The organism is Microbacterium sp. R86528, from assembly GCF_044596335.1.
Lineage (GTDB): Bacteria > Actinomycetota > Actinomycetes > Actinomycetales > Microbacteriaceae > Microbacterium > Microbacterium marmarense.
Genome location: NZ_CP138996.1, coordinates 57,882 through 83,549, shown reverse-complemented (window position 1 = coordinate 83,549; position 25,668 = coordinate 57,882). Strand labels below are relative to the sequence as shown.

Annotated in this window: 20 protein-coding genes; 5 read left to right on the top strand and 15 right to left on the bottom strand. The window is 63.4% G+C overall.

All coding sequences use genetic code 11. The annotated features are described in order from the left end of the window. Positions 1-13: 13 nt before the first annotated feature. The 3 genes from SJY18_RS00355 to SJY18_RS00345 form a co-directional block, all read right to left on the bottom strand. Positions 14-181: a methionine/alanine import family NSS transporter small subunit gene (locus SJY18_RS00355; protein WP_337338335.1), complete on the bottom strand. Its 168-nt coding sequence runs from the start codon at positions 179-181 to the stop codon at positions 14-16. Continuing rightward, positions 178-1,755 carry a sodium-dependent transporter gene (locus SJY18_RS00350; protein ID WP_396668027.1) on the bottom strand — a complete coding sequence of 526 codons (1,578 nt, stop codon included), beginning with the start codon at positions 1,753-1,755 and terminating at the stop codon, positions 178-180. Before SJY18_RS00350 ends, SJY18_RS00355 begins: the two co-directional genes overlap by 4 nt. Before the next feature lie 102 nt (positions 1,756-1,857). Next, positions 1,858-2,799: an SGNH/GDSL hydrolase family protein gene (locus tag SJY18_RS00345; RefSeq protein WP_396668026.1), complete on the bottom strand. Its 942-nt coding sequence runs from the start codon at positions 2,797-2,799 to the stop codon at positions 1,858-1,860. Between the two features lie 80 nt (positions 2,800-2,879). Between SJY18_RS00345 and SJY18_RS00340 the strand changes: the two genes are divergently transcribed. Continuing rightward, positions 2,880-4,124: an APC family permease gene (locus SJY18_RS00340; RefSeq protein ID WP_396668025.1), complete on the top strand. Its 1,245-nt coding sequence runs from the start codon at positions 2,880-2,882 to the stop codon at positions 4,122-4,124. Here the strand turns inward: SJY18_RS00340 and hisS are convergent. From hisS to nhaA, 3 genes are read right to left on the bottom strand one after another with little or no spacing between them, the layout of a single operon-like run. Next, positions 4,117-5,388: a histidine--tRNA ligase gene (hisS, locus tag SJY18_RS00335; RefSeq protein ID WP_396668858.1), complete on the bottom strand. Its 1,272-nt coding sequence runs from the start codon at positions 5,386-5,388 to the stop codon at positions 4,117-4,119. The genes SJY18_RS00340 and hisS overlap by 8 nt on opposite strands. A gap of 31 nt (positions 5,389-5,419) precedes the next feature. Next, positions 5,420-6,058, bottom strand: a complete 639-nt coding sequence (locus tag SJY18_RS00330; RefSeq protein WP_337338442.1) for a MazG family protein — start codon at positions 6,056-6,058, stop codon at positions 5,420-5,422. Positions 6,059-6,110: 52 nt separating this feature from the next. Continuing rightward, positions 6,111-7,301, bottom strand: coding sequence for a Na+/H+ antiporter NhaA (gene nhaA, locus SJY18_RS00325; protein WP_396668024.1), 1,191 nt, complete (start codon positions 7,299-7,301; stop codon positions 6,111-6,113). A 145-nt stretch (positions 7,302-7,446) separates the two neighbouring features. On the opposite strand from nhaA, the gene SJY18_RS00320 reads away from it, so the two are divergent. After that, on the top strand, positions 7,447-10,119 hold the full coding sequence (locus SJY18_RS00320) for a phosphoenolpyruvate carboxylase (protein WP_396668023.1): 2,673 nt from the start codon (positions 7,447-7,449) through the stop codon (positions 10,117-10,119). A gap of 57 nt (positions 10,120-10,176) precedes the next feature. Here the strand turns inward: SJY18_RS00320 and mfd are convergent, their stop codons facing one another. Then, positions 10,177-13,782 (bottom strand): transcription-repair coupling factor, encoded by a 3,606-nt coding sequence (mfd, locus tag SJY18_RS00315; RefSeq protein WP_337338341.1) that lies wholly within the window; start codon positions 13,780-13,782, stop codon positions 10,177-10,179. Positions 13,783-13,861: 79 nt separating this feature from the next. On the opposite strand from mfd, the gene SJY18_RS00310 reads away from it, so the two are divergent. After that, positions 13,862-14,413: a hypothetical protein gene (locus SJY18_RS00310; RefSeq protein WP_396668022.1), complete on the top strand. Its 552-nt coding sequence runs from the start codon at positions 13,862-13,864 to the stop codon at positions 14,411-14,413. 19 nt (positions 14,414-14,432) lie between these two features. Here SJY18_RS00310 and pth read toward each other — a convergent pair whose 3' ends face one another. The 5 genes from pth to SJY18_RS00285 form a co-directional block, all read right to left on the bottom strand. Continuing rightward, positions 14,433-15,017, bottom strand: a complete 585-nt coding sequence (gene pth / locus SJY18_RS00305; protein WP_337338343.1) for an aminoacyl-tRNA hydrolase — start codon at positions 15,015-15,017, stop codon at positions 14,433-14,435. A gap of 80 nt (positions 15,018-15,097) precedes the next feature. Next, complete coding sequence (locus SJY18_RS00300; protein WP_396668021.1) at positions 15,098-15,718, bottom strand: 50S ribosomal protein L25/general stress protein Ctc; 621 nt, start codon at positions 15,716-15,718, stop codon at positions 15,098-15,100. A gap of 373 nt (positions 15,719-16,091) precedes the next feature. Beyond that, a complete protein-coding gene (locus tag SJY18_RS00295) occupies positions 16,092-17,111 on the bottom strand; it encodes a zinc-binding dehydrogenase (RefSeq protein WP_396668020.1) in 1,020 nt (339 codons plus the stop codon). 20 nt (positions 17,112-17,131) lie between these two features. After that, positions 17,132-17,899, bottom strand: coding sequence for an SDR family oxidoreductase (locus SJY18_RS00290; protein ID WP_396668019.1), 768 nt, complete (start codon positions 17,897-17,899; stop codon positions 17,132-17,134). Positions 17,900-17,924: 25 nt separating this feature from the next. Beyond that, positions 17,925-19,313, bottom strand: a complete 1,389-nt coding sequence (locus SJY18_RS00285; protein WP_337338347.1) for a GntP family permease — start codon at positions 19,311-19,313, stop codon at positions 17,925-17,927. 158 nt (positions 19,314-19,471) lie between these two features. On the opposite strand from SJY18_RS00285, the gene SJY18_RS00280 reads away from it, so the two are divergent. Further along, a complete protein-coding gene (locus tag SJY18_RS00280; protein WP_396668018.1) occupies positions 19,472-20,167 on the top strand; it encodes a FadR/GntR family transcriptional regulator in 696 nt (231 codons plus the stop codon). Between the two features lie 25 nt (positions 20,168-20,192). Here SJY18_RS00280 and SJY18_RS00275 read toward each other — a convergent pair whose 3' ends face one another. Next, positions 20,193-21,632 (bottom strand): gluconokinase, encoded by a 1,440-nt coding sequence (locus tag SJY18_RS00275; RefSeq protein ID WP_396668017.1) that lies wholly within the window; start codon positions 21,630-21,632, stop codon positions 20,193-20,195. Between the two features lie 228 nt (positions 21,633-21,860). Here SJY18_RS00275 and gndA point away from each other — a divergent pair, with 228 nt between their 5' ends. Continuing rightward, entirely contained in the window at positions 21,861-23,306 is a 1,446-nt protein-coding gene (gene gndA, locus SJY18_RS00270; RefSeq protein WP_337338350.1) for an NADP-dependent phosphogluconate dehydrogenase, read from the top strand. 73 nt (positions 23,307-23,379) lie between these two features. Here gndA and SJY18_RS00265 read toward each other — a convergent pair whose 3' ends face one another. Beyond that, positions 23,380-24,108 carry an ABC transporter ATP-binding protein gene (locus SJY18_RS00265; protein ID WP_396668016.1) on the bottom strand — a complete coding sequence of 243 codons (729 nt, stop codon included), beginning with the start codon at positions 24,106-24,108 and terminating at the stop codon, positions 23,380-23,382. Between the two features lie 68 nt (positions 24,109-24,176). Then, positions 24,177-25,652: an ABC transporter permease gene (locus SJY18_RS00260; RefSeq protein ID WP_396668015.1), complete on the bottom strand. Its 1,476-nt coding sequence runs from the start codon at positions 25,650-25,652 to the stop codon at positions 24,177-24,179. Positions 25,653-25,668 lie beyond the last annotated feature (16 nt).

Below are 25,668 nucleotides of genomic sequence, written 5' to 3'. Positions count from 1 at the left end.
CGAGCCGAGCGGATCAGGTGTCGTGAACGATCGGCGCGTCGTCTTCGCGGTGATCGTCGATCCCGCCGGCGGGATAGCGCTCGACTTCGGGGCGCGACCTCAGCGCGAGAGCGCTGACGATCAACCCGCCCCACACCAGCACGAGGGCGAGAATCAGAAACGTGATGGCAACAGCGGTCATCGCACTACCTCCTCGGTGTACTCGGGCCACACATCGAAGTCATCGACCGGACGCTTCCACTTCAACAACGGCATCACCACAGCGCCGATGACCAAGAGCAGCACTGCACCCCACCCAACCGCCAGAAGGTAGCTGACCGGATAGCCTTCGTATCCCTCAAAGACAAGCACAACGATGCGCTGAATCAGCATGTACCCCAGCACCACGGGCGCAAGCAGGCCGACGAAGAAGAGCCAAGAACGCCCCACCTGAAAAGTGGAGACGCTGTTGAGATGAAAACGCAGTTCATTGCCCTTGCGCAGCATCCACAGAACAAAGACGACTGTCAGAATCGCCGAGCTCACAATGCCGATGTTGTTGACCCAATGATCGACGGTGTCGAGGGCGATGAGTCCGGTGGTGGTTGAGAACAGCAGCACCGAAAGCACTCCCGAAACGACCCCGATCGTGGCGGCAGATCGGCGCGGTGACAGGTTGAACTTCTCTTGAAAAGCTGCCGAGACCACCTGCAGCACCGACAGCAGCGAGGTGAATCCCGCAACGACGAGCGATCCGAAGAACAATGCACCGAACAGCGGTCCCCCTGGCATCTCTGAAACGATCGCGGGGAACGTGACGAATGACAGCAACACTCCGGTGATGTCGTTCAGTTCGCTCACTGCAATTCCTTGCTCGAACGCGAAGAACCCGAGGGTGGCGAACACGCCGATGCCGGCGAGAATCTCGAACGACGAATTCGAAAAAGCCACCACGAGACCTGGAGCAGTCAGATTCGACCGGCGCTTGCGATACGACGAGTACGTGATCATGATGCCGAAGGCGATCGAGAGTGAGAAGAAGATCTGACTGTATGCGGCGATCCACACATTCGGGTCGGCGAGTGCTTCCCATTGCGGTGTGAACAACGCGTTGAGGCCATCCGCAGCCCCCGGCAAGAAGAGTGCCCGCACAACAAGAATCAGAAAGGCCACCACCAGCAGCGGCAAGAAGATGAAGTTCGCTCGCTGAATTCCACGGGCGATGCCTGCTCCGAGCACCACGATTGCTGCGATCCACACGATCACAAGCGGTATGAGCACTCCTGGCACGAACTGCATGCTCAAGCCCGGGTCACCGAGCTGCAGATAGTCATTGATCAAGAACCCGGCAGCGTCGTCGCCCCAACGCAGATCGAATGAGAAGACGAAGAAGCTCAGCGACCAGGCGATCACCACGGTGTAGTACAGCCCGATGACGAAGGCGATCGTCACTTGAAACCAACCGAGGCCTTCAAGCCACCGCCCGTTTCGCTGCCCGCCGAGCCGGCGAAACGCAGTCGGTGCCGAACCCCGAAAACGATGCCCGATCGCATAGTCGAGAAACAGAATCGGGATTCCCGCCGTGATCAACGCGATGAGGTAAGGGATCAGAAACGCGCCGCCGCCGTTCTCGTATGCGACGCCGGGAAACCGCCAGATGTTTCCCAGCCCGACCGCTGAACCGATCGCCGACAAAATGAATCCGGCTTGGCCGGTCCACTGCTCGCGCTGCGGAGCGACGCCAGCTGATGCCGACGCGGGGGTGGATGCTGACACTGGCGCCTCCTCGTTGCTGGGCCACGTGAGCCCGTTGAGCGCACGCTACCAGCGTCACAGTGCTGAGCGCACCTGGTTGTTTACGCGGACTCGTTCTGCTCTTTACGCGGACGCGTTCTGCTCTGTGACCGCCGGGCTGGTCACCTCGTGCGTGGCAGCCTCAACAGCAGCTTGTCGTTCAGCCACGGCCGTTGCGACAGCGGGAAGCAGCGCATCAGCAGTGCGGCGATATCCAAGGGCGCTCGGGTGAAAACGGTCGAGGCTGAACATCTCATCGGGTTCAGAGATGAAGAACTGCCCCACGGTGTGGCGCAACGACACCGCATGTGCGCCCGCGCGACGCGCAACCGCGGCCTGTTCGGCCGCCAACTGTCGCGAAAGTCGCGAGCCGAGTATTCGCAGCGGCTGCGGAACAGGACGCAGGGCGCCAAGGTCTGGACAAGTGCCAACAACGACGCGGGTTCCTCGAATGTGCAGACGCTCGAGAGCGCTCGCCAAATGGCCCGCTGAGATGGTGACGGGAATGCGATGCGTGATGTCGTTGCCACCGACGATGATGACCGCGACGTCTGCAACGTATCCGTCAGCGAGGCCGTCGAGCTGCACGCCAAGCTGTGACGACTCCGAGCCCACCACCGCCGCGGTCGTCAGGCGCACGGGGCGCTGCATCTGCGATGCCAGCGCTTTCGCAAGCCTGCCGCCGAGGGTGTCTTTGCGTCGGTGTGCACCCAGTCCCGCGGCGATCGAGTCGCCGAGCAGCAGGAGCTCGATCGGTGTTCCCTCGAGTGACCGCTGCCAGATGCGGTCGGCATCGATAGCGTCTTCGCCCAGCGGCTTGCCAATTCGACGCCGCGCGATGGCCGCTTGTCGATGCAGCGCGGTGCGTGCGCTGAGCACTGCAGCCAAGAGCACCGCGACCGTCAGCAATGCGCGCTGCAGCTTCCAGACGCTCTCCCACTTCCAGACGCTCTCCAGCTTCCAGACGCTCTGCCACTTCCATACGCTCTGCGACTTCGCCATGCGCCCCATGAGCAGAGTCCACATCTACGAGCTGAACACAATGGGTCCGGGTGGTTACCAGCGGTGTACACCGCCCCGCGGCTCGATCCACGTAAGATGCCACCGTGACAGCCCCCTCACTCGAGCGACGTCTGGGCCTGGGGGACGCCGTGTTCATCGGTCTGGGATCGATGATCGGCGCAGGAGTATTTGCGGCTTTTGCCCCCGCGGCCACCGCGGCCGGCTCCGGCCTGCTCGTCGGTCTTGCGATCGCGGCTGTCGTGGCGTTCGGAAACGCTACCTCCACCGCACAGCTCGCCGCAGTGCACCCGACATCGGGCGGCACCTACGCCTACGGGCGCGCTGAGCTGGGTCCCTGGTGGGGATTCACCGCGGGCTGGGGGTTCATCATCGGCAAGACCGCAAGTTGCGCGGCGATGGCGTTGACCTTCGCCGCATACGCCGCGCCGGCTGGATGGGAACGACCCGTCGCGATCATCGCTGTGATGGGGCTGATCACGGTCAACTGGTTCGGTATCACCCGCACCGCTCAGCTCACTCGAGTGATCGTCGCCGTGGTGCTGATCAGCCTGAGCATCGGTGTCGCCGCGGCCGGTTCCGCTCCCACCTCCCCCGGTTGGCTCACGGGCGAGCCGGCCGGCGACTTCGGTTGGTACGGCATTCTTCAGTCTGGCGGGCTGCTGTTCTTCGCATTCGCTGGCTATGCCCGCATCGCCACCATGGGCGAAGAAGTACGCGACCCCTCGCGAACAATCCCCCGCGCGATCCTCATCGCGTTCACCCTCGCGCTCGTCGTCTACTTCGTTGTGGCCACCGCGGTGCTTTCAACCCTCGGACCCGAAGGCACCGCCGCGTCGACAGCCCCGCTCGCCGACGCCGCGGCGGCTTCCGGTATCGCGTGGACAACCGCTGTCGTAACTGTCGGTGCTGCAGCAGCGTCGCTCGGCGCCCTACTGGCGCTGATCGCGGGAATCGGTCGCACCAGCTTCGCGATGGCACGCGAGGGTGACCTGCCCCGCTTTCTGGCTGCGGTGCACCCGCGATGGAAGGTGCCGCACCGTGCCGAGCTGACGCTCGGCCTCATCGTGATCGTGCTTGTCGCCACCCTCGACCTGCGCGGGGCAATCGGCTTCTCGTCGTTCGGCGTACTGCTTTACTACTTTGTCGCGAATGTTGCTGCGTTTCGGCAACGCGTCGACGTGCGGCGCTATCCCCGAATAGTGCAGGTCATTGGAGGCCTAGGGTGCATCGTCCTTGCGATCACCTTGCCTTGGCAAGCACTGGTCGCTGGTCTCGCCGTCGTCGCTGCGGGAGTGATCTACCGCGGGGTTCGCCTGCTGGCTATGTAAGCGGCTTGATCTCGAGCGAGGCGCTGGTCGCTCCAGCCGAAACGATCGCAAACGATGAGTAGCCGTCAGCTGAAGCGCGCTCCAGTAGCGCCTTGAGGTTCTTCGTTCGCACCTCGAGCCGCACGCGTAGGCCCTCAGCCACCAGAGATGCTTTGATCGCAAGCAGTTCAGCTACCGCGACGTCACGGTCGTGAACGAGCACTATCGAGCGGGATGCTTCGTCTTCGGCATCCTTCACCAGATCAACGATTCGCTCGAAACCGATTGAGAAACCGACGGCGGGCACGTCCCCACCGAGGAAGCGGCCGATCATGCCGTCGTATCGGCCGCCACCGCCGAGCGAATAGTCGACCGACGGGTGAGCCAGCTCGAAGATCGTGCCGGTGTAGTACCCCATGCCTCGAACGAGGAAGGGATCGAAAACCAGCGGAATGTCGCCAGGAACGATGGTTGAAGTCGTTCGCGCTGCGCTCACCGCAGCGCCGATACCCACGAGGTGCGCAACGATCTCGTCTGGCACCGCGTCAGGAAGCAGCTTGCGCACTTGCCGCTCACCGAAGGGGCTGTACTCGAGCGTGACGGGGCGGCGCATGAAGGACTCAAATGCATCAACCGCAGCCTCGCTCGCGCCTCGCTCACGCAGTTCAGCAACGACACCCTCGGCTCGAATCTTGTCGAGTTTGTCGATCGTGATCAGCACGCCGGGGCGCTCAGCCTCGCTGAACCCGAAGTGCCCCAGCATCCAATCGAGAACTCGGCGATCGTTGATTCGCACGCTGGCACCTTCAAGGCCCAATGCGTCAAGCGTGTCGAGGCTGGCGACGATCAGTTCCGCCTCGGCACGCGAACTCGCGTCGCCCATGATGTCGATGTCGCACTGCATGAACTGCCGGTAGCGGCCCTTCTGCGGGCGCTCCGCGCGCCAGACCGGAGCGATCTGCACGGAACGAAAGACACTCGGCAACTCGCCCCGGTGGCTCGCGTAGAAACGCGCGAGGGGCACGGTCAGATCGTAGCGCAGCCCGAGATCGGTGAGATCTGCCGGGCTGTCAGCCGCAGCCGTGATCGCCGCGCCATCGAGACCGCGTTTGAGCACGTTGTAGGCGAGCTTTTCGTTGTCTCCGCCGATGCCCGAGTGCAGGCGTGCGTACTCCTCCATAATGGGAGTCTCGATCTCGTCGAAGCCGTGCGCGCGGTAGCGCTCACGAATGACGGCGAGCACACGCTCGCGACGAGCTTTGTCTGCGGGAAGAAAGTCGCGCATTCCGCGCGGAGGATTGACCGTTGCCACGCTTCTATCTTTGTCTATCGACGGGTGTGACCTGTGCAGCGCGGCGGGCTTCGACCTCGCGGACGTCAGTGGTCAGCGCGCGCAGGCGTTCTCGAAGCGCGCGTTCGGCATCCCAGCCCTCGCGCTTGGCAAGCGCGGTCAGCGCGAGCAGCTGTTCGCCGAGTTGCTGTTCGGATGCTGGTGTTTGCGAAGCAATCGCGGAGTCGGGCTCGATGCCGACCACCTGCGCCTTGCCGATCAGCTTCTGCGCGAGGGCGAGGGTGGGCATTCTCTCGCTGACGCCATCGAGCACGCTGCTGCGAGAACTCTTCTCTTCGGCCTTCGCTGCGTTCCAGTGCACCAGCACCTCTTCGGGTGTCGCTGCGACGGCGTCGGCAAACACGTGCGGGTGACGCCGAACCATCTTGTCGGTGAGACCGCGCGCCACGTCGTCAATATCGAACGGCGAACGAGCGTCTCTCGACGCGATCTCTGCGTGAAACAGCACCTGCCACAGCAGGTCTCCCAGCTCTTCACGCAGGTCGTCGCGGGTTCCCGCCTCGATCGCGTCGATCAGCTCGGCGCTCTCTTCCTCGAGATAGGGCACCAGCGCGTGGTGGTCGATCTGCTGTGTCCAAACACAGCGATCACGCACCGCACGCATGGTTTCGGCCGCCTCGCGAAGAGAATCGCCCTGAGGATCGCTCACGACAACATCACGCCGTGGCACTCTTATCGTCGGCAGTGGTGCCGGCCTCGACGTGATCCAGCATGCGGTAGTGCCGCGCGCGCCAAGACACCAGAATGCCCGCAAGCAAGAGCGAGATCATTGAGCCGGCGAGAACACCGAGTGTTGCCTCGTCACGAAGCTCATCGTTGCTCGCGAAGGCAAGCTCAGAGAGCAACAGTGACACCGTGAAACCGATGCCGCCGAGTGCTCCTGCGGCCAGCAGATCGGTGAACGCGAGGGCGGGTTTCTCTGCGGTTTTGTCGCGCCCCACTCGAAGTGAGATCCAGCCGAACAGCGAGATTCCGACAATCTTTCCCACCGGCAGTGCGACAACAATGCCCCAGAACGCCGGAGTGAGTTCGCGCAGCGGCACCTGAGGGATGACCACGAGCGCGGCAGCGAATGCGAACACGGGCAGCACTACGCCGTTCACCCACGGCTCCATTGCGTGCCGGGTGCGCAGAGCCGGCTGTTGCGCCATCGCAAGCCCCAGCGCCACACCCGCGATGGTCGCGTGAACACCCGATTGGTAGGTGAACACCCACGCGGCGATAGCGAGCAGCACCAGAACGATGGAGATCGCGATGCGCGCGCGGCCATCGAGCTGCCGACTGAGAACACCGAAGAGCACCACGCAGACAGCGGCGGCGGCGAGCATGCCGAAGTTCACATCGGTGGTGAACAGCACCGCGATGAAAATGATGCCGACGATGTCGTCGAGAATCGCCAAGGCGAGCAAGAAGATGCGCAGTGCTGACGGCAGTCCTCGCCCAAACACCGCGAGAACGCCGAGCGCGAACGCGATGTCTGTGGCCGTAGGAATCGGCCAGCCGTCTGCCGAATCGGTGCCGGCGGTGAACGCGAAGAACACCATGATCGGCACGATCACTCCGCCGGTGGCGGCAATTGCGGGCTGCAGCGCCTTCTTCGCTGAGTTGAGTTGGCCGTTGGTCAACTCAAACTGCAGCTCGACGGCGACAACGAAGAAGAACAGCACCAGCAGACCGTCTTTGATCCAATGATCAACGGAGAGCTCGAAAACATCGGGAATGCCAACGTAGGCGTGCATGATGTCGTCGGCGGCCGCGCCCAGAGGGGAATTGGCCACAATGAGGCCGAGCGCGGCAGCGCAAAGCAGCACAATCGCGGGGAAACGTGCGGAACGAAGCAGGGACATAGGGTCCTTTCAGAGTGCCAGTCGGTGGTTCTCTACCGACGCCGACCAGACTTCCCGGCACTCCGCAGAAGAGTCTATCGACGTTCAACGTCATAAGTACCGCCCGCGTGACCAACGCGAAACACAGCGACGCTACCGTTAGAGGATGCGCGAACTGACTCACACCGAAGCGATCGACCTTGTCGGACGATTCGAAGCCGGCCAGGAGATTCCGGAGCAGATGCGCTCCGACGTCCGAATGCTCGGCTCTCTCCTTGGCAAAGTACTCCGCGAGAGCGGGTCGAAGGGATTGTACGACGATGTCGAGCGCCTGCGCGTTGCGACCATCCACGCCTACACGGACGAATCCCCCGAAGCCTTCGAACGGGCGGCCAGCATCGCGGACTCTCTCACCGTCGAGCGGGCAGACGAAGTCGCCCGAGCGTTCACCACCTACTTCCACCTCGTGAACCTAGTCGAAGAGCATCAGCGAGTGCGAGTGCTGCGCCAGCGCGACGGGCGGCCCGCCCGCGAGAGCGCGACCGATTCGGTAGCCGCCGCGTTCGTTCGGCTGGCCGAAGAAGTCGGCGACGATTCGGCGCTCAAGCGTCTGCAGGCAATGCGATTCCACCCCGTGTTCACCGCACACCCCACCGAAGCGCGACGCCGTGCCGTTTCGCAGAGCATCCGTCGCCTGTCGGAGCTGCTCGAAGAGCACGACCTGGCGCTCCGCAACGGCGCCGACCAGCGCCGCGCCGAGCGGCGGATGCTCGAAGAGATCGACACCCTGTGGCGAACGGCGCCGTTGCGGCCGCAGAAGCCGTCACCCACCGACGAAGTGCGCGCTGTCATGGCGGTGTTCGACGAAACGCTTTTCACCGCCGTCCCCCACGTGTATCGCCGCGTTGACGACGCGCTGCAGGGCCCCGCGGCCGGCGACCGTGCACCTGTGGTGCGCCCGTTCGTGAGAGTGGGTTCGTGGGTCGGTGGCGACCGCGACGGCAACCCGTTTGTGACCGCCTCGGTTACGCGCAAAGCCGCGGCAATCGCCAGCGAGCACGTGCTGCTCGGCCTTGAACGCACCGCCAACCGCATCGGCCGAACGCTCACGCTCGACGCCACATCTACCCCGCCCAGCGACGCGGCCGGGGCACTCTGGCGACGATTGAAGGCTGCGGATGAAGACGCTGCCGCCGAGATCGCCGAACGCTCGCCGAACGAGCCATACCGGCGAATCATGCTGCTGATCGCCCGCAAGCTCACGGCCACGCACGCGCGCAACGCTGATCTCGCCTACCGCGATCCCGAGCATCTGCTCGCCGATCTGCGCGTCATCCAGGACTCGCTCGTCGCTGCGGGCGCGTCGCGTCAGGCGTACGGCCATCTGCAGCAGCTGATCTGGCAGGTCGAGACCTACGGCTTTCACCTCAGCGAGCTCGAAGTGCGCCAGCACTCCGCCGTTCACACGAAGGTGCTCGCTGAACTTGATGCCGGCGGTGCGCTCAGCGAGCAAGCCGAGGAAGTACTCGACGTCTTTCGCTCGGTCGGCTTCATCCAGGAGCGCTTCGGACCACGTGCCGCCGGGCGCTACATCGTGTCATTCACGCAATCAGCTGAAGACCTCGCCAACGTGCACCGGCTTGCAGCTTTCGCTGCCGGGCCGGACGGCAACACCCCTGTGCTCGATGTCATTCCGCTCTTCGAGACTTTCGCCGACCTGCAGGCCGCGCCAGGCATTCTCGCCGAGATCGTCAACCATCCTGAGTTCGCTGCCAGGCTCGAGGCGACCGGGCGCCGCCTTGAGGTGATGCTCGGCTATTCCGATTCATCGAAAGACGTCGGCCCGGTTGCTGCCAACCTCGCACTATACGAAGCCCAGGCGAAGATCTCGGCGTGGGCCCAGGAAGAGGGCATCGAGCTCACCCTCTTCCACGGTCGCGGCGGTGCGCTCGGCCGCGGTGGCGGGCCTGCGAACTCGGCGATTCTCGCTCAGCCGCAGCACTCTGTCGACGGCCGATTCAAGCTCACCGAGCAGGGCGAGGTGATCTTCGCACGCTACGGTGACCCGGCAATTGCGATGCGGCACATCGACCAAGTCGCTGCGGCGATACTCTTGGCCTCGTCACCGTCGAACGAGAAGCGCAACTTCGATGCGGCGGAGAAGTACGCCGAAGTCGCAGCGACCATGGACACCGCTTCGCGTGAACGCTTCTTCTCGCTCGTCAAGGCACCAGGATTCGCCCCCTGGTTCGCCACCGTGACCCCGATGGAAGAGATCGGTCTGCTGGCGCTCGGCTCACGCCCCGCCCGCCGCGGACTGTCAGTGGAGTCGCTCGAAGACCTGCGTGCCATCCCATGGGTGTTCGCTTGGACTCAAGCCCGCATCAACCTCGCAGGATGGTTCGGGCTGGGAACCGCTCTTGATGCGGTCGCCGACGAAGCTCTGCTCACGCAGGCCTACGCTGATTGGCCGTTGTTCCAGACGATGATCGACAACGTCGCGATGAGCCTCGCCAAGGCCGACGACCGCATCGCGCAGCGCTACCTCGATCTGGGCGATCGTGACGACCTCGCCACGCTTGTGCGCGATGAAATGGCGCTCACTCGCTCCTGGGTGACCCGCATCACGGGCGGGAGCGAACTGCTAGGCAATAAGCCTGTTCTGCAGCGGGCCGTCAAGATGCGTAGCCCTTACGTCGATGCGCTCTCGTTGCTGCAGCTGCGCGCGCTGCGCGCCCTGCGCGATGCCGATGAGAGCGCTCCGGTGGATGCTGCGCAGCAACGGCTGTTGCTGCTCTCGGTCAGCGGTGTCGCGGCCGGGCTGCAGAACACCGGGTGACACCATGCCACGCAGACGATCACTGCGAGAGGTGATCGTCTGCGTGCGGCACGAAGACTACTGTGCGGCGGCGGGTTTCGCGGGCGCAGGCCAGAGCTGATCGATCAGCTGACCAACCCACGCGATCAAGTCGGCGTCACTGACTGGTTCCGAATCCACCCGCGGCAGCGGCACAACCAGGGCATCTCCGCCAGCGAGTAGCTTCGCCTTCGGATAGAGCCTCTGCAACCGCACGCGCATCGAGTCCGGCAGATGAGCGGGTGCGACGCGCAGGTTCGGCCCCATCGCAACCACATCGGTCAGTCCGGCCTGCGTGGCGCGCCGGCGCAACCGAGCGATGGACAGCAGTCCTTCAACATCTGCGGGCGGCTCGCCATAGCGATCACGAAGCTCGTCGATCACCGCATCGAGCGAATCGTCTTTCGCCTGCGCGGCAGACGCCGCTGAGAGCTTTTGGTACGCCTCGAGTCGCAGCCGTTCACTGTCGATATAAGCCTCAGGAATACGAGCCTGCACGGGCAGCTCGAGCCGCAACTCGACAGGGCCCTCGACGTCGTCGCCTCGGAAAGTCGCGACAGCTTCGCCGATCATTCGCAGATAGAGATCAAAGCCGACGCCAGCGATGTGCCCCGCCTGCTCGGCGCCCAGCATGTTTCCCGCACCACGGATCTCGAGGTCTTTCAGTGCCACCTGCATGCCGGATCCGAGGTCGTTGTTGACCGCGATAGTCTCCAGACGGTCGGCAGCGGTTTCAGAGAGCGGCTTCATCTCGTCGTACATGAAGTAGGCGTAGGCACGCTCGCGTGCGCGACCGACTCGCCCGCGCAGCTGGTGCAACTGGCTCAGCCCATACTTGTCTGCGCGGTCGATGATGATGGTGTTCGCATTCGCGATATCGAGGCCGGTCTCGATGATCGTGGTCGACACCAGCACGTCTGCTTTTCGCTCCCAGAAATCGTCGACGACCTGCTCGAGCTGGTGCTCCCCCATCTGACCGTGCGCCACGACAACCCGCGCCTCTGGAATGAGCTCGGCGAGTTCAGACGCCACACGCTGAATCGACTGCACTCTGTTGTGCACGAAGAACACCTGGCCTTCGCGCAACATTTCACGACGTATGGCAGCCGCAATCTGCTTGTCATTGCGAGGTCCGACGTACGACAGAATCGGGTGCCGATCCTCGGGTGGAGTCTGCAACGTCGACATCTCGCGAATGCCGGTGACTGCCATCTCGAGCGTGCGCGGAATGGGTGTGGCGCTCATCGCGAGAATGTCGACGTTCGTCTTGAGCTTCTTCAACGCGTCTTTGTGCTCTACGCCGAATCGCTGCTCTTCGTCGATGATCATCAGGCCGAGATCTTTGAAAACCACCTTTTCGGTGAGAATGCGATGCGTTCCGATAACCATGTCGACAGTGCCGTCGGTGATGCCAGCGAGAACCTCGCGGGCCTGTTTATCGGTCTGAAAGCGCGAGAGCGCTCGCACTTTCACGGGGAATCCGGCGAAGCGCTCGGCAAACGTCTCGATGTGCTGCTTGACCAATAGCGTGGTCGGCACCAGCATTGCGACCTGCTTGCCATCCTGAATGGCCTTGAACGCGGCGCGCACTGCCACCTCGGTCTTACCGAATCCGACGTCGCCCGACAGCAGTCGATCCATGGGAATCGGCTTCTCCATGTCGGCTTTGATCTCATCGATCGTCTGCAGCTGGTCAGGGGTCTCGGCGAACGGGAATGCCTCTTCGAGCTCACGCTGCCACGGCGTATCAGGGCCGAAGGCGTGCCCCTTGGCTGCCATGCGCGCAGAATAGAGCTTCACCAGTTCGACCGCGATGTCTCGCACCGCGCGGCGTGCTTTGCCCTTCGCTTGGGCCCAATCGCTACCGCCCATCTTCGACAGCACTGGCGTCTCGCCCCCGACATAGCGAGACAGCAGGTCGAGCTGGTCCGTCGGCACGAACAGTTTGTCGCCCGGGTAGCCCCGCTTGGACGGCGCGTACTCGATCACGAGATACTCGCGGGTGCTCTTGATCGCGTTGCGACCGCCGCTCGAGACCTCGCGCTGGGTGAGCTCAACGAACTTTCCGATGCCGTGGGTGACGTGCACGACCGCATCGCCCGCCTTCAGCTGCAACGGGTCAACCACATTGCGACGCCGCGATGCCAGTTTCTTGACCACGCGCTGGTCGCCACCGATCGTGCGGCCGTAGAACTCAGACTCGGTGAGAACCGCGAGCTTGGCCTCGGCTGATTCGAATCCGCGCTCCAGAACAGACAGCACCACGTGCGCGACGCCCGGCTCAGGAATGGCGAGAACCTCATCGACCATGCGCGCGGCGATTCCACGCTCGGCCATCACATCGCGCGCGCGCTCGACCAAGCCAGCACCGGAGGCGGTGACGATCACACGCCACCCCGCTTGCAGCAGCTCGGCAATGTGTGCTGTTGCACCGTCGACGTTTCCCTGGAACGAGGGCACCGCGTTGCCCGGCACGCGCACGACTCGCGCTGCCTCGAGGGCTGCATCGATGTCGAGCAGCCCCTCCGCCGAGGCATCTGCCTCGCCGGAGTCGAATGAACTCAAAGTCCACCAGACATCGCCGCGTGATTCTGCGGCTTCGCGCAATGCGGGCAACGGCACGAAATCGCCCGTGCCAAGGTCTACGGGCGTGTCGGCGCCCGCGGTCGCGGCGCTCCACGCAGCATCCAGAAACTCGCGGTTGGTATCACTCAGCGTGATCGCGCGACTCACGGCGCGTTCGGGGTCAACCAAGCCGACCGCTGCGCCCTGTGGCAGATAATCAACGAGCGTCACGAGGCGATCGACCAGGGCGGGCAGCAGTGACTCCATGCCCTCGACGGGAATTCCCTCGGTCATCTTCTCGAGCATGTTGCGAAGACCGGGGAACGTCTCGTGCAGCGCGGCGGCACGTTCGCGGACGTCCTGCGTGAGCAGAAGTTCACGGCTCGGCAGAAGTGACACTGTTCGCACGTCCTCAGGCAGCGAGCGCTGGTCAGCGACGGAGAACTCTCGAATCTGGTCGACCTCGTCGCCGAAGAACTCGATGCGGAAGGGATGGGCAGCGGTGGGAGGAAACACGTCGAGGATGCCGCCGCGCACAGCGAACTCACCGCGGCGCGACACCATGTCGACGCGCGAGTAGGCACGTTCGACGAGCCCCAGCACCACATCGCCCAGTTCGTTGCCTCGGCTGCCCATCGACAGCTCGATCGGTCCAACGTCGGTGAGGCCTGCTGCGATCGGCTGAATCGCCCCGCGCACGGACGACGTGATGACAAGTGGCGTCTTGCCCTGCCACTTCGCCACGTGCGCGAGAATCTCGAGCCGCTTGCCGACAGTCTCTGCACTCGGGCTCAGACGCTCATGAGGCAGGGTCTCCCACGCAGGAAAGTGAAACACCTCGGCACCGGGCAAAAGCGCACCGAGCGCGGGCCCGAGCGACTCAGCGCGTCGCCCGGTGGGTGCAATCAGCAGCACCACCGGCGGCTTTCCGGCTGCGCGGCGGCGCTCGATAAGAGCGGCAAGAAGCGGGGCGTCAAGCCCTTCGACGAGAGAAAAGTCGGCGTTTACAGGCGCCACAGAAACGGCGTCCTGAAAGGGCTCCGCCTGCTCGAGGGCGCGCACTATCCCGGGAACTGTCACCTTAGAAGTGTACGGCGCACAGCCGACACCCCGGCAGTCGCGCTCCCACGCAAGACAAGCACGCTTCTAGGATGAAGGCGTGAGCGATTCCACACCTGGTCAACCCCCCGTGCCGCAGTCCGCGCCCGCAACGAGCGGGTGGGCGGCGCCGAGCGCACGTCCTTTTGCTCCGCCCGCAGGTTATTCGATGCCTCCGGGCTATTCCGCGCCCGCACAACAACGCGGTGCCGACGCTCCCCCGGCACAGAAGCGTAGCGCCGCGCTCGGCGTTGTCGCGCTGCTGCTCTCTCTCTTTGCGGCCATTGTCGTACCCGTGGCACTGGGGCTCGCCGCCTTCGAAATCGGCCAGGGTGCGCTTACGCAAAATGTGCTCACTTCTGCGCAGTTCAGTCCCGCGACCCTGACTCCGGTGCGCGAGTGGGTGCTGTTTGCCGAGATCGCCTTCTGGGTCGGCACCGTGTGCGGCACCTGGGCTCTCATCCAGGGCATCGTCGCGATTGTGCGCCGACGCGGGCGTGGTGCCGGAATCGCCGCGGTTGTGCTGGCAAGCGCTGGACCGCTCATCGCGCTGGTCGTCATACCGAGCGCCCTCGCGGTCGGCGCGACGATGAATGCGAGCGGATCTCTCTGAGCTCGCGCCTCTCCCGCCGCTAGCCTCGCGGTGCATGATGCTTCTGCTGAGCCGCGACCAGGCCTTCGGCAATCAGCTGTTCCACCGCGTCGGCAGCATCCGACACCAAGATCGGGAGGGTTTTTCGCTCGACAGCTCCGAATGGATCAAGCACCCAATCGGATGTCTCTTGCCGTCCGGGCGGACGCCCGATGCCCACCCGCACTCGGGGAAACTCGGGGGTGGCCAGCGCTTTTGCGACGTCGCGCACCCCATTGTGCCCACCGTGTCCGCCGCCGATTTTTAGCTTGATCGTGTCGAACGGGATGTCGAGCTCGTCGTGCACGACGACGACATGGCCCGGATCCACGGAGTAGAAGTTCGCCAGAGCTGCGACGGGACCGCCCGAAACATTCATGAAGCTGTTCGGTTTGGCGAGAATGAGTTTGTCGCCGCCCGGGCGCAACCAGGTCTCAACCGTTCGCGAGTTCGTCTTGTGCGCGCGGAACGTTTCGCTGCGGCGAGCCGCAAGTTCGTCCACGACCAGCTGCCCCACGTTGTGGCGGGTGGTCTCATAGCGCGGCCCCGGATTGCCCAGGCCCACGATCAACCAAGACTGTGCCATGTCTTCCATCCTGTCTGACGGCGCGTAGAAACCGAAACGAGGGGGCGCGGAATCCGCACCCCCTCGCTATTGTGAGAGTCTTACTCGGCTGCTTCCTCGGCCTGCGTGTCAAGAGCTTCGCCCTCAGCAGGCTTGGCGTCTGTTTCTTCAGCAGCAGCAGACGGCGCCGAGATCGCCACGATGAGCAGTTCGGGGTCAGCGGCCAGCGACGCACCCTTAGGCAGCGACAGGTCGGCTGCGGTGATGTGAGCACCCTCTTCAAGACCCTCAACGTCAGCCTCAACGCCCTGCGGAATGTGAGTTGCCTCAACCTCGAGCAGAACCGACACTGCGTGCTGGTTCACGTTCATGCCGGCAGCAGGCTCGCCGACGACCGTGACCGGAATGTCAACCTGGACCTTCTCGCCCTTCTTCACGACGATGAGGTCGATGTGCTCGATGATCTGGTGCACCGGGTCCTTCTGCACGTCCTTAACCAGGGTGAGCTGGTCCTTGCCATCGATGACGATCGTGAGCAGCGCGTTTGCGCGGCGGATGAGCAGCGCAACCTGGTGACCGGGCAGGGCTACGTGCACGGGCTCGGTGCCGTGTCCGTAGATCACGGCAGGAATCTTGCCAGCGGCGCGAAGGCGGCGGGCGAAGCCCTTGCCGAAGTTCTCACGGACGTCTGCGATGACCTTGTGGTCGGGCTCGTTCGACATTGTTGCTCCTTGCGGGCGCTCAGGCCCGTTCTGTCAGCGGGCCAACCTGCGAAGGCCCAGGGTATGTGGGGTTGTTTCGACTCAAACGCGAGCGCGTGAGGAAAGCCGGGGCCTAGATCACCGCGTCGATTACGGATGCCGATTGCTGCTGTAGAGCGAAATCGGGGCATCCCTCGCCGAAGTACAAGCACAGAGTCTAGCAGTGACCCGGCTACGATGAAGACTCACCCGATCAGCACCCGGAGGTTTTGCATGGAGTACGGATTCTTGACACACGTGTTGCTGTGGGTGGTCGGCGCTGTCGCGCTGATCGGTGCAGTCGGAACGACGTTGGCTTTCTGGTCAATGGGCCGCTCCTACGACAACAACTGAGCTATCCGCCCTCCGGCCACATCGAAACGATGACCTTGCCGGATTGCTCCGAGTCGCGAGCGATCTGGAACGCCTCTTCGATGGACTCAACGGATACCTCGTGGGTGATGACTCTCTCGATGCTCGGGTGCGAATCGAGTAGGGCAACGGCCCGATCAATCTCGTCCTTGAAACGAAATGTGCCTACCCATCGCACCTCTTTTGAGATGAATGGCGCAATATTCAGCGGTCGGTTCTCGTTGGGAACCATCCCGACTTGAACCACGGTGCCTCGAGCGCGAACCGCTCGCAGCGCGCTAGATATCGACGGTGCGACGCCCGAGCATTCGAGCACGATGTCGTAGGCACTCTCAGGAACCTCGTCTGCAGCCACGTTGATCACCGTGTCGGCGCCAAGTGCGCTGGCGCGGGCCAGCGGTCCGGGCAGAACGTCTGTGGCGCAGATGCTGCTCGCACCTGCCGCGGCAGCAGCAGCAACAGCCAGCAGGCCAATGGGCCCAGCGCCCGTGACGAGCACGCGCGCACCTGCGACGCCACCCGCCTGCGCGATGCCATGAAGCGCTACCGCGAGCGGTTCGGCGAGCACCGCGCGACGCACGGGCAACGACTCCGGCAGGGGGCGAATCATGTCACGCTCGACCAAGATGTATTCCGCCAGAGCACCCTGGGTGTGCGGTGTTGTCGAAGCGCTTCCCAGATACGCCCCGCCCGGCCAAAGGTGTGGCTCATCGATGATTTCGGGGAGCGGAGTCCCGAACGTTGCGGGATGCACGGTGACCGGCCTGCCGCGCTCCCAGACTCCCAGCGGGTCATCGTCGACACGACCCGACAGTTCGTGTCCGGGAATGAGCGGTTCTCGCACGACGAACGCACCGTTGGCACCAGTGAAGTAGTAGTGGAGATCCGATCCGCAAATTCCGACGTAATCCACTCGTACTCGTACTTGATCGGGGCCCGGCTGCGGGATGGATGTCTCGCGCACGACGAGATTCTGCGTGGCTTCGATATAGGCAGCGCGCATCATCTGTTCCTTTCCGATGGTCATACGACGGCGGTCATTCCACCGTCGACGAAGATGTTCTGACCCGAGATGAAGCTCGATGCATCTGAGGCGAGCAGAATAAGCGCACCGTCTAGCTCTGCGAAGTCACCCCAGCGCTGAGCCGGGGTTCGGGCCTTCAGCCAACCCGTGAAATCCGGGTCATCGACGAGATCCTTGTTCATCTCTGTCGCGAAGTACCCAGGAGAAATCGCGTTCACCTGCACGCCATGTCGCGCCAAATCCGCGGCCATGCCCTTGGTCAGCTGCACAACACCCCCCTTGGAGGCCGAGTATGGGGCAATGGTCTGGCGCGCGAGCAATGACTGCACCGAGGCCACGTTGATGATCTTTCCGGAGCCCCGCTCAACCATGGCAGGCGCCACAAATCGAGATACATAGAAGACCCCGTTGAGGTTCGCCGCGATGATGTCGTCCCAGTCCTGGACAGAGAACTCTGTGAACGGGCCACGCCGTTGCACGCCGGCGTTGTTGACGAGAATGTCAGGCACGCCGACCTCCTCGAAGAGCTTTGCGATGCCAGCCTCGACGCCGGCAGCGTCAGTCACATCAAAAGTGACAGCCGCCGCCGGTCGTCCTGAGAGACGTTCAGCCTCGGCACGAGTGCTTTCCACTGCCTGCGCATTTCGCCCATGAACGACGACACGGGCCCCTTCTCGCGCGAGGGCGAGGGCGAGCGACCGGCCGAGTCCTCGGGATGAACCGGTGACCAGCGCGAGACGGTCAGCGACAGTGAAAAGTTCAGACATGAGCAGAGGTGCCTTTCAGTTGCGGTCAGACGAGGGTGGCAACGCCGTATACAGCGAGAACGAGCACGAATGCCAGTACGGACTCGATCGCCTGCTGCACGGTCCATGTCTTCAGGGTGGTCTTGACGTCCATGCCCATGAGTCGCCCGACGAGCCAGAATCCGGAGTCGTTCACATGCCCGGCGAAGACGGAGCCGGCAGCGGTTGCGAGCGTGATCGCTGCTATCTGAAGCGGATTGAAATCGCCTGCGAGCACCGCCGGCGCCGCGAGTCCTGCGGCAGTCACCAGTGCGACGGTCGCAGATCCCTGTGCAAGGCGAATGACAACCGCGATGATGTAGGCGGCGACGATGACGGGCAGGCCCAGGTCACTCAGCGTGTCTGCCAATGCATCACCGATTCCTGACGCGCGCAAGACGCCACCGAACATTCCGCCAGCGCCGGTGATCAAGATGACCGAAGCAACCGGACCGAACGAAGAATCAAGCGTCTTCTCCAGAGCGGTGCCGTTCTCGCCGCGGCGAGTGCCGAGAACATACGTCGCCACCAGAACGGTGATCAGCAGCGCGACAAACGAGTTGCCGAGCAAGGTCAGAACCTGTACCCACAGCGAGTCGCTGGCGACCAGACCTTCGCTCGCGAGGGTCGTGAGGCCAGTGTTCAGGAAGATGAGGAACATCGGCAACAGCAGTATCAGCACGATCGTCATCGGCTTGGGCGGGTTAGCCGGCTGGTCGTCGTCGATCGAACCGAAAAGCGCGGGAACAGGCAGCTTGATGCGCGCAGAGATGAACTTCGCCCACAGGTAGCCCGAGACGTACCACACCGGGAATGCGATCAGCAGTCCGAGCAATAGGACGATTCCCAGGTTGGCGCCATACAGACCTGCGGCGGTGACCGGGCCCGGGTGGGGCGGAAGGAATACGTGCATGACCGAGAATGCGGCCGCGGCGGGCAGGCCGAACAGCAGCACATTGTTCTTTGACACGCGCCGCGCCACGGCGAAGACGATGGGGAGCATCATCACGAGGCCCGCGTCGAAGAACATCGGGAAGCCAAGGATCAGCGATGCAACGCCGAGCGCAAACGGAGCGCGCTTTTCACCGAAGATCTCGACGAAGCGATCCGCCAGCGCCTTGGCGCCGCCGGAATGCTCTATGAGTCTTCCGAGCATCGCTCCCAGGCCCACGAGCAACGCAACGCTCGCCAAGGTTGCACCGAACCCGCCCAGCAGAGTCGTCGCGATCTCCGACACCGGCACTTGCGCAACCAGTGCGGTCAGCAACGACACGATAATCAGCGTCAAGAAGGCATGCACCTTGAAGACGATGATGAGCACAAGAATGAGCGCGATCGCGCCCGCAGCTATGGCCAGAAGCGGCCCGGTACCCAGCGTTTGGGTCCAATCTTCCATCTGAATCTCCGTTGATGTGAGGAATGAGAACTCGGGGACACCCCGGCTCCCGCGTTAGGATTCGTGCGACGCGCTCTATGAATTTTCAGCGCGTGCAGTGATCTTGCCACAATGATCATATTTTTGGCAAGCTTTGATCATATTTATTGGAGGCCCTCGTGGCGCAAGCAGCTCACCGACCGTTGCTCGATGCGCTCGGCGAGCGCATCGCATCGGGCGAACTGCAGCCCGGCGTCGTTCTCACCCTCGCCGGACTCGAATCCGAGTACGGAGTCTCGCGAACGGTGGTACGAGAGACCGTTCGGGTGCTCGAGGCCATGGGGATGCTCGAATCGCGCCGTCGAGTTGGCCTCACCGTCCGGCCGGTGAACCAGTGGAACGCCCTGGACTCCCAGCTGATCGCCTGGCAGCTCACGGGCCCGCGGCGAGATCAGCAGCTGGTAGTCGTGAACGAGCTGCGCGCGGCGATCGAGCCGGTCGCCGCCCGCCTCAGCGCTACGCGTGCGAGTGATGTGGAGCGAGCCGAACTCACCAGATTGGCTGACCAGCTCAACGAACTGGGAAGCCAGGGCAGGGGCGACTCCGAGGAGTACCTGCGCGCCGACATCGCCTTCCACGATCTGATCCTCGACTCGAGCGGCAACCTGATGCTTGCCGCGACCAAGTCTGCGATCGCGGCAGTGATCAGTGGGCGTTCACGCGAGGGGCTCACTCCCCCGACGCCTCACCACGAAGCGCTGCACAACCACCTTCAGACCGCAGCGGCGATCGCTCGCGGCGACGCCGAAGCGGCCGAACACCACACCCGTCGCTACGTCGACGCTGTTCTGTCAGAGGTGCGGTCGCTGAGCTGAAGCCAGTCAGCCGCTTCGTGCCGCGTCAGCTCTTCGGCGGGGCAACAGGCACTGTTCGTGAGTAGTGATCCAAATACCGCGTGAAGCCGGCGTCATACTGCGCGCGCCGCTCTGGTCGAGGTCGAACGATTCGGCGTTCGACCGAGTCAAGTGCCGGATGCTGCATGGGCAGCTGCAGCGCGGCGAGCCCCATGCGAATGGCACCCACCGTCGAGCTGTGCTGCTGCGTCGACACTTCCATCTCGACGCCGAAGACATCGACGGTCAGCTGCGTCCAAAACGGGGAGGAAAGCACGCCACCCGAGAGAATGACGCGCCTGGGGGAACCGCTTAGCGCGGTCAGCTCTTTGAAGCAGTGAAACAGCGAGTAGACAATGCCCTCGAGCACGGCTTGGTACATGTCAGCGCGGGTGTGATGCGGTTGCAGTGCGAGCAGTCCCCCCTGTCGCTGGTCTTGCCATCCTGGACTGCGCTCACCGAACAAGAACGGCATGAATACCGGCGTGTCAAGTCGGTCCGCAGACAGTAGCGGCTCAATCTCGGCGTAGTCAGTCGACATGCCGAAGAGGCGCTCGCGCGCCCAATCGACACAGTTTCCACAACCTGAGGTTGCTGCGCCACTCAGTGATCCCATAGGCGAGCGGTACGACCAGGTACTGAGCGTGGGCGAAAAGGCAGGATGCCGCGAGGCAAGCCGCAACGCGCCGCTCGTGCCCATCGAAAATGTCATATCTCCTGGTTCGGTCGCGAGGTCGCCAACTTGACTGAGCCCACCGTCAGGCCCGGGAACAAGCACTGGCACACCAGCGCGAATGCCGAGCAGAGTGGCCGCTTCTGGCAGAAGGGACGCCGTCTGCGTAGACGCTCGAAGCTCGGGAAGCTGCACGTGCTCGAGCCCGAAGCGTGCAATGACCTCGTGGTCCCAATCTGCGGTCGTGGCATTGAGCAGGCCGGTACCAGAAGCGAGCGACGGACTCGTCCAGCACTCACCCGTCAACCGGGCGAACACGAGACTCGGCTGATCCATGGCGACAGCAGAAGCAAGGTCATGGCCTTGTTGCGCGAGATGCATGAGCTTGAACACGGGGTAGACCGCGTTCACCATGCAGCCCGTGCGCTCGTAGAACCACCATGTAAGCTCCGCGTCGTCTCGCAACCCCGCGCAGAGATCCTGTGCGCCGGTGTACGGCCACTCCATTACGGGCGTGATGGCGTCGAACGCGGGTGTTTGCAAGGTGAGACCATGCCAGGTGCCGCTCAGCACGATCAGGTCAACGTCATGACCGTGCGCGCTTTCGCGCCCGAGCGCAAACAGCTGAGTGCAGATCGCGTCACCGTCGCGCACAGCGGCGTCTGGCCCGTCGGTCTCGAAGCGCCGCGATTTAACAGCGATTTCGCCGCTGTCAGTATCGAAGAGCATCGTCTTGGCAGACGTTGTGCTGGCTTCCAGCGCAAGGATGATCATGAATTGTTGTCCATCGTCGGAGGGAGACGGCGACGAGAACATCGTCCCGCATAGCCCCAATGATATGATCATTAGGCGGGAATCGTCTATCCCCATCCACTGAACCGACGAAGCGCACCTACCGTCACACAACCTGCGAGGCAGAGCGGTGGCGCGCTACGCTGAAACCGCCAGCCCTGCCGCTTACCACGCAGCGGTGCGAGAGCTCGGCTCTGACTGAGGAGAAAAATGAGCGGAACCGCCAATATCGGCGTTGTTGGACTCGCGGTAATGGGATCGAATCTCGCCCGCAACCTCGCAAGCCGCGAGGGCAACACGGTCGCGATCTATAACCGCAGCCATGACAAGACCGAGACTCTTGTTGCTGAGCACCCCGAGGCGAAGTTCGTTCCCGCTTACTCGTACGACGAGTTCGCAGCCAGCCTGCAGAAACCCCGTACCGCCATCATCATGGTCAAGGCTGGCGGCGCCACCGACGCCGTCATCAATGCTCTCGTTGAGGCCTTCGAGCCCGGTGACATCATTGTCGACGGCGGCAACGCGCTCTTCACCGATACGATCCGTCGCGAGAAGGCCGTCCGCGAAACGGGAATCAACTTCGTCGGAGCTGGCATCTCAGGCGGCGAGGAGGGCGCCCTGCTGGGACCGTCGATCATGCCTGGCGGTTCAGACGAATCGTGGGTGACGCTCGGGCCCATCCTCAAGTCCATCGCAGCCGTCGCCGAAGGCGAACCCTGCGTGACACACATCGGTCACGATGGCGCCGGTCATTTCGTCAAGATGGTGCACAACGGCATTGAGTATGCCGACATGCAGCTCATCGCCGAAGCCTACGATTTGATCCGACGCGCGACGGGAAAGTCCCCCGCCGAGATCGCCGACGTCTTCGCGGAATGGAACAAGGGTGAGCTTGAGAGCTACCTGATTGAGATCACGGCCGAGGTGCTTCGGCAGATGGATGCCGACACCGGCAAGCCTCTCGTTGATGTGATTCTCGACCAGGCAGGCGCCAAGGGCACCGGCGCATGGACGGTGCAAACTGCGCTGAACCTGGGCGTTCCAGTGTCTGGCATCGCTGAGGCAGTGTTCGCGCGCTCGCTGTCGAGCCACCCCGAGCAGCGATCGGTGTCGGGTGAACTTCCCGGTCCGAGCGAGGGCCTATCGGTAGAAGACACCGACGAGTTCATTGAACAGGTGCGCCTGGCACTGTACGCCTCGAAGATCGTCGCTTACTCGCAGGGCTTCGACGAGATTCGCGCGGGAGCCGCCGAATACAACTGGACGATCGACCTCGGCGCAGTATCGAAGATCTGGCGCGGCGGTTGCATCATCCGAGCGCAGTTCCTCAACCGCATCGCTGATGCGTATGCCGAAAGCCCCGAGCTGTCAGTGCTGCTCACCGCTCCATACTTCGTCGACGCCTTGGGCCCGGCGCAGGCAGCGTGGCGTCACATTGTTGCCACGGCGGCCACCGCCGGCATCCCCGCGCCCGCGTTCGCGTCTTCGCTGGCCTATTACGACGGTCTGCGCGCAGACCGCCTGCCGGCAGCCCTCGTTCAGGGCCAGCGTGACTTCTTCGGAGCACACACGTACAAGCGTGTCGACAAAGAAGGCACTTTTCACACACTGTGGTCGGGAGATCGCAGTGAAGTCGAGGCAGAAGACACTCACTAGCATCCGCTAACGCGTCACGCGCGAAAACGCGAGCCCCGGTCGAACCGGGGCTCGCGTTTTGCTTTCTCACTATCTATTTGCGCGTGATGTCACGCACGGTGCCGCGTTCAAGCCGCAGTCGCCGCTTGGCGCGCTTGGCGACAGCCGAGTCGTGCGTGACGACGATGAGCGTCAGTCCCTCGGCGCAAAGCGCCTCAAGCACCACGAGGATCTCATCTCGCATGCTTTCATCGAGGTTGCCGGTCGGCTCATCTGCCAGCAGCACCTTTGGCTGCTTCACGATTGCTCGGGCGATCGCCACACGCTGTTGCTGCCCGCCCGACAATTCACCCGGAAGATGATCGGCGCGCTCTGCCAGGCCGACTCGCGCGAGCGCTTCTTCAACACGCTGCGCGCGTTCCTGTTTGGTCACTCCCAGCGGCTCAAGGGCCATATCGACGTTCTCGGCCGCAGTGAGCGTCGGGATCAGGTTGAACCCCTGAAAGACGAAGCCGATCTCGTGGGCGCGCACCTTGGTGAGCTGCGCATTCGAGGCCTTGGCGAGATCAGTATCGCCCAGCATCACCGAGCCGGCGCTCGGGCGATCAAGCGCACCCAGCAGCTGAAGAAGGGTTGACTTGCCTCCCCCGGTTGGGCCCTGGATGGTGACAAAGTCACCTCGGGTGATCTCGAGATCGACGCCGGCCAGCGCTTTCACAACCCGGTCTTTCTGGCGGTATGTGCGCGTGACTCCAGAGAGCCGATAGAGCACGACGGGTGCAGCATCCAGACCCTGCTCTGTATGGGTAGCGATTAGCGTCATCTCGGTATCTCCTTCAGAATGAGTGCCCGCCGCTCGGGTCGGGGCGGTGTTGTCGGTGTGCATTGCCACTAGCCCACCGATCGCAGTGCTTCGGCCGGACTCAATCGCGCGGCACGCCAGCCGCCGAAGATCCCGGCGAGACCACCGCCCAGAACAGCGATCCCCATCGCCAACGCGATCACAGTGGGTGAGAACGGCGCATTGAGCACGATCTCGGTCGAGGTTTCAGTGACCGCGCCGAAGGCTTGGCCGCCCTGCACGCCCGGCGCTTCCGCGCCCCCGGGGCCTGTCGTGGCCGTTTCGGTCACCGAAATCGTCGGAGCGATGAGGTTTACGGCGATGATGCCCGCGAGACCGATGATCAGCCCTGCCGCTCCGCCGATGAGTCCCTGCACCACGGATTCTCCCGCGACCTGTCCCACGACTCGATTGTTCGACCACCCGATCGCCTTCAGCGTGCCGAACTCGCGAGTGCGGCGGGATACGCCCGAGATCGTAAAGAGCACGGCGAGCGCAAGCGCGACCCCGAGGACGATGATCGACAGCCAGGTGCCGAGGTTGGTGATGAGAGTGGATGCTGAAGAAAGCGATCCAGACACGGTGGCGGCAAGATCTGACTGTGAGCTCACGGTCGCGTCAGGAAGCTCGTCTGCGATTGCGGCCTGCACGGCGTCGATGTCGCCCGCATTGGCAGCCTGCACGTAGACGGTCGATACGACGTCTTCAAGCCCGGCAAGCGTCTGAGCGGTGTCAAGCGGCAGATACACGTTGGCTGCCGTGTCGGCCTCGTTCGTAGTAGACGCGACGATTCCGACAACCTCGACGGCATTGCCGCCCACGTCGATGGTGTCGCCCAGTGCGATCTCGGCCGTTGCGGCGTAGGTGGCGTCAACGAGCGCCACAAGCTGCTCGGAGTCAGCGGCATCGAGCGCGCGGCCTTCAGCAACTTCCATCGCCGAGAGTGGTCCCGATGTTGTCGCCGCAGGGTCGATGCCCAGCACCGTGAAGGTGTCGAGGTCGAACGCGCTGCCGCCGGCGCCGTCGGCGCCGCCCTGGCGAGGAGCCTGTCCCCCCGCGCCCTCGCCTTCGGTTGCCTGGCCGGGGTCGATCTGCTCGGACTCGGCGAAGTCGGGAAGCTCTCCTGAGAAAGTCGTGTTGGTCAGCGAAAGCGCGCCTGATGCCGCAGCGACGCCATCCACCGCCGCTACCGTCTCGATTGTCGAGGAGTCGAGCGTGCCACGAAGAAAGTCTGTCGTGAGCCGCGACTGACTGAGCGCCGTCGTGCCGTCGGTCGTTTCGCCCGCTTCGGCACCGAACTCGAACCGCTGTCCGCGCTCACCGGGCTCGGCGCTTGCGCCGGTGACGGTGAGGTCGGTGCCCACTCCGTACACCGATTCGAGAGCCTGCGCCTGAGCGTCTTTGACGCCTGTCGCGAGCGAATTCACAATGATGACAAGCGCAATCGCAACAGCAAGTCCTGCCGCGACGATGATCGTCTGTTTCTTTCTTCCGGCGAGTTCTCGCCGTAGGTACGTTCCGTACATCAATTCTCCTCAAGCC

Coding starts and splice junctions, on each gene's coding strand:
- nhaA (WP_396668024.1), bottom strand. CDS start 7,301: ATGTCCCTGCTTCGTTCCGCACGTTTCCCCGCGATTGTGCTGCTTTGC.
- SJY18_RS00295 (WP_396668020.1), bottom strand. CDS start 17,111: ATGCGCGCTGCCTATATCGAAGCCACGCAGAATCTCGTCGTGCGCGAG.
- SJY18_RS00260 (WP_396668015.1), bottom strand. CDS start 25,652: ATGTACGGAACGTACCTACGGCGAGAACTCGCCGGAAGAAAGAAACAG.
- SJY18_RS00265 (WP_396668016.1), bottom strand. CDS start 24,108: ATGACGCTAATCGCTACCCATACAGAGCAGGGTCTGGATGCTGCACCC.
- SJY18_RS00320 (WP_396668023.1), top strand. CDS start 7,447: ATGCGCGAACTGACTCACACCGAAGCGATCGACCTTGTCGGACGATTC.
- SJY18_RS00285 (WP_337338347.1), bottom strand. CDS start 19,313: ATGGAAGATTGGACCCAAACGCTGGGTACCGGGCCGCTTCTGGCCATA.
- SJY18_RS00330 (WP_337338442.1), bottom strand. CDS start 6,058: ATGCGTGCGGTGCGTGATCGCTGTGTTTGGACACAGCAGATCGACCAC.
- SJY18_RS00300 (WP_396668021.1), bottom strand. CDS start 15,718: ATGTCGAACGAGCCCGACCACAAGGTCATCGCAGACGTCCGTGAGAAC.
- pth (WP_337338343.1), bottom strand. CDS start 15,017: ATGGCACAGTCTTGGTTGATCGTGGGCCTGGGCAATCCGGGGCCGCGC.
- gndA (WP_337338350.1), top strand. CDS start 21,861: ATGAGCGGAACCGCCAATATCGGCGTTGTTGGACTCGCGGTAATGGGA.
- SJY18_RS00275 (WP_396668017.1), bottom strand. CDS start 21,632: ATGATCATCCTTGCGCTGGAAGCCAGCACAACGTCTGCCAAGACGATG.
- hisS (WP_396668858.1), bottom strand. CDS start 5,388: ATGCGCGACTTTCTTCCCGCAGACAAAGCTCGTCGCGAGCGTGTGCTC.
- SJY18_RS00345 (WP_396668026.1), bottom strand. CDS start 2,799: ATGTGGACTCTGCTCATGGGGCGCATGGCGAAGTCGCAGAGCGTATGG.
- SJY18_RS00290 (WP_396668019.1), bottom strand. CDS start 17,899: ATGTCTGAACTTTTCACTGTCGCTGACCGTCTCGCGCTGGTCACCGGT.
- SJY18_RS00355 (WP_337338335.1), bottom strand. CDS start 181: ATGACCGCTGTTGCCATCACGTTTCTGATTCTCGCCCTCGTGCTGGTG.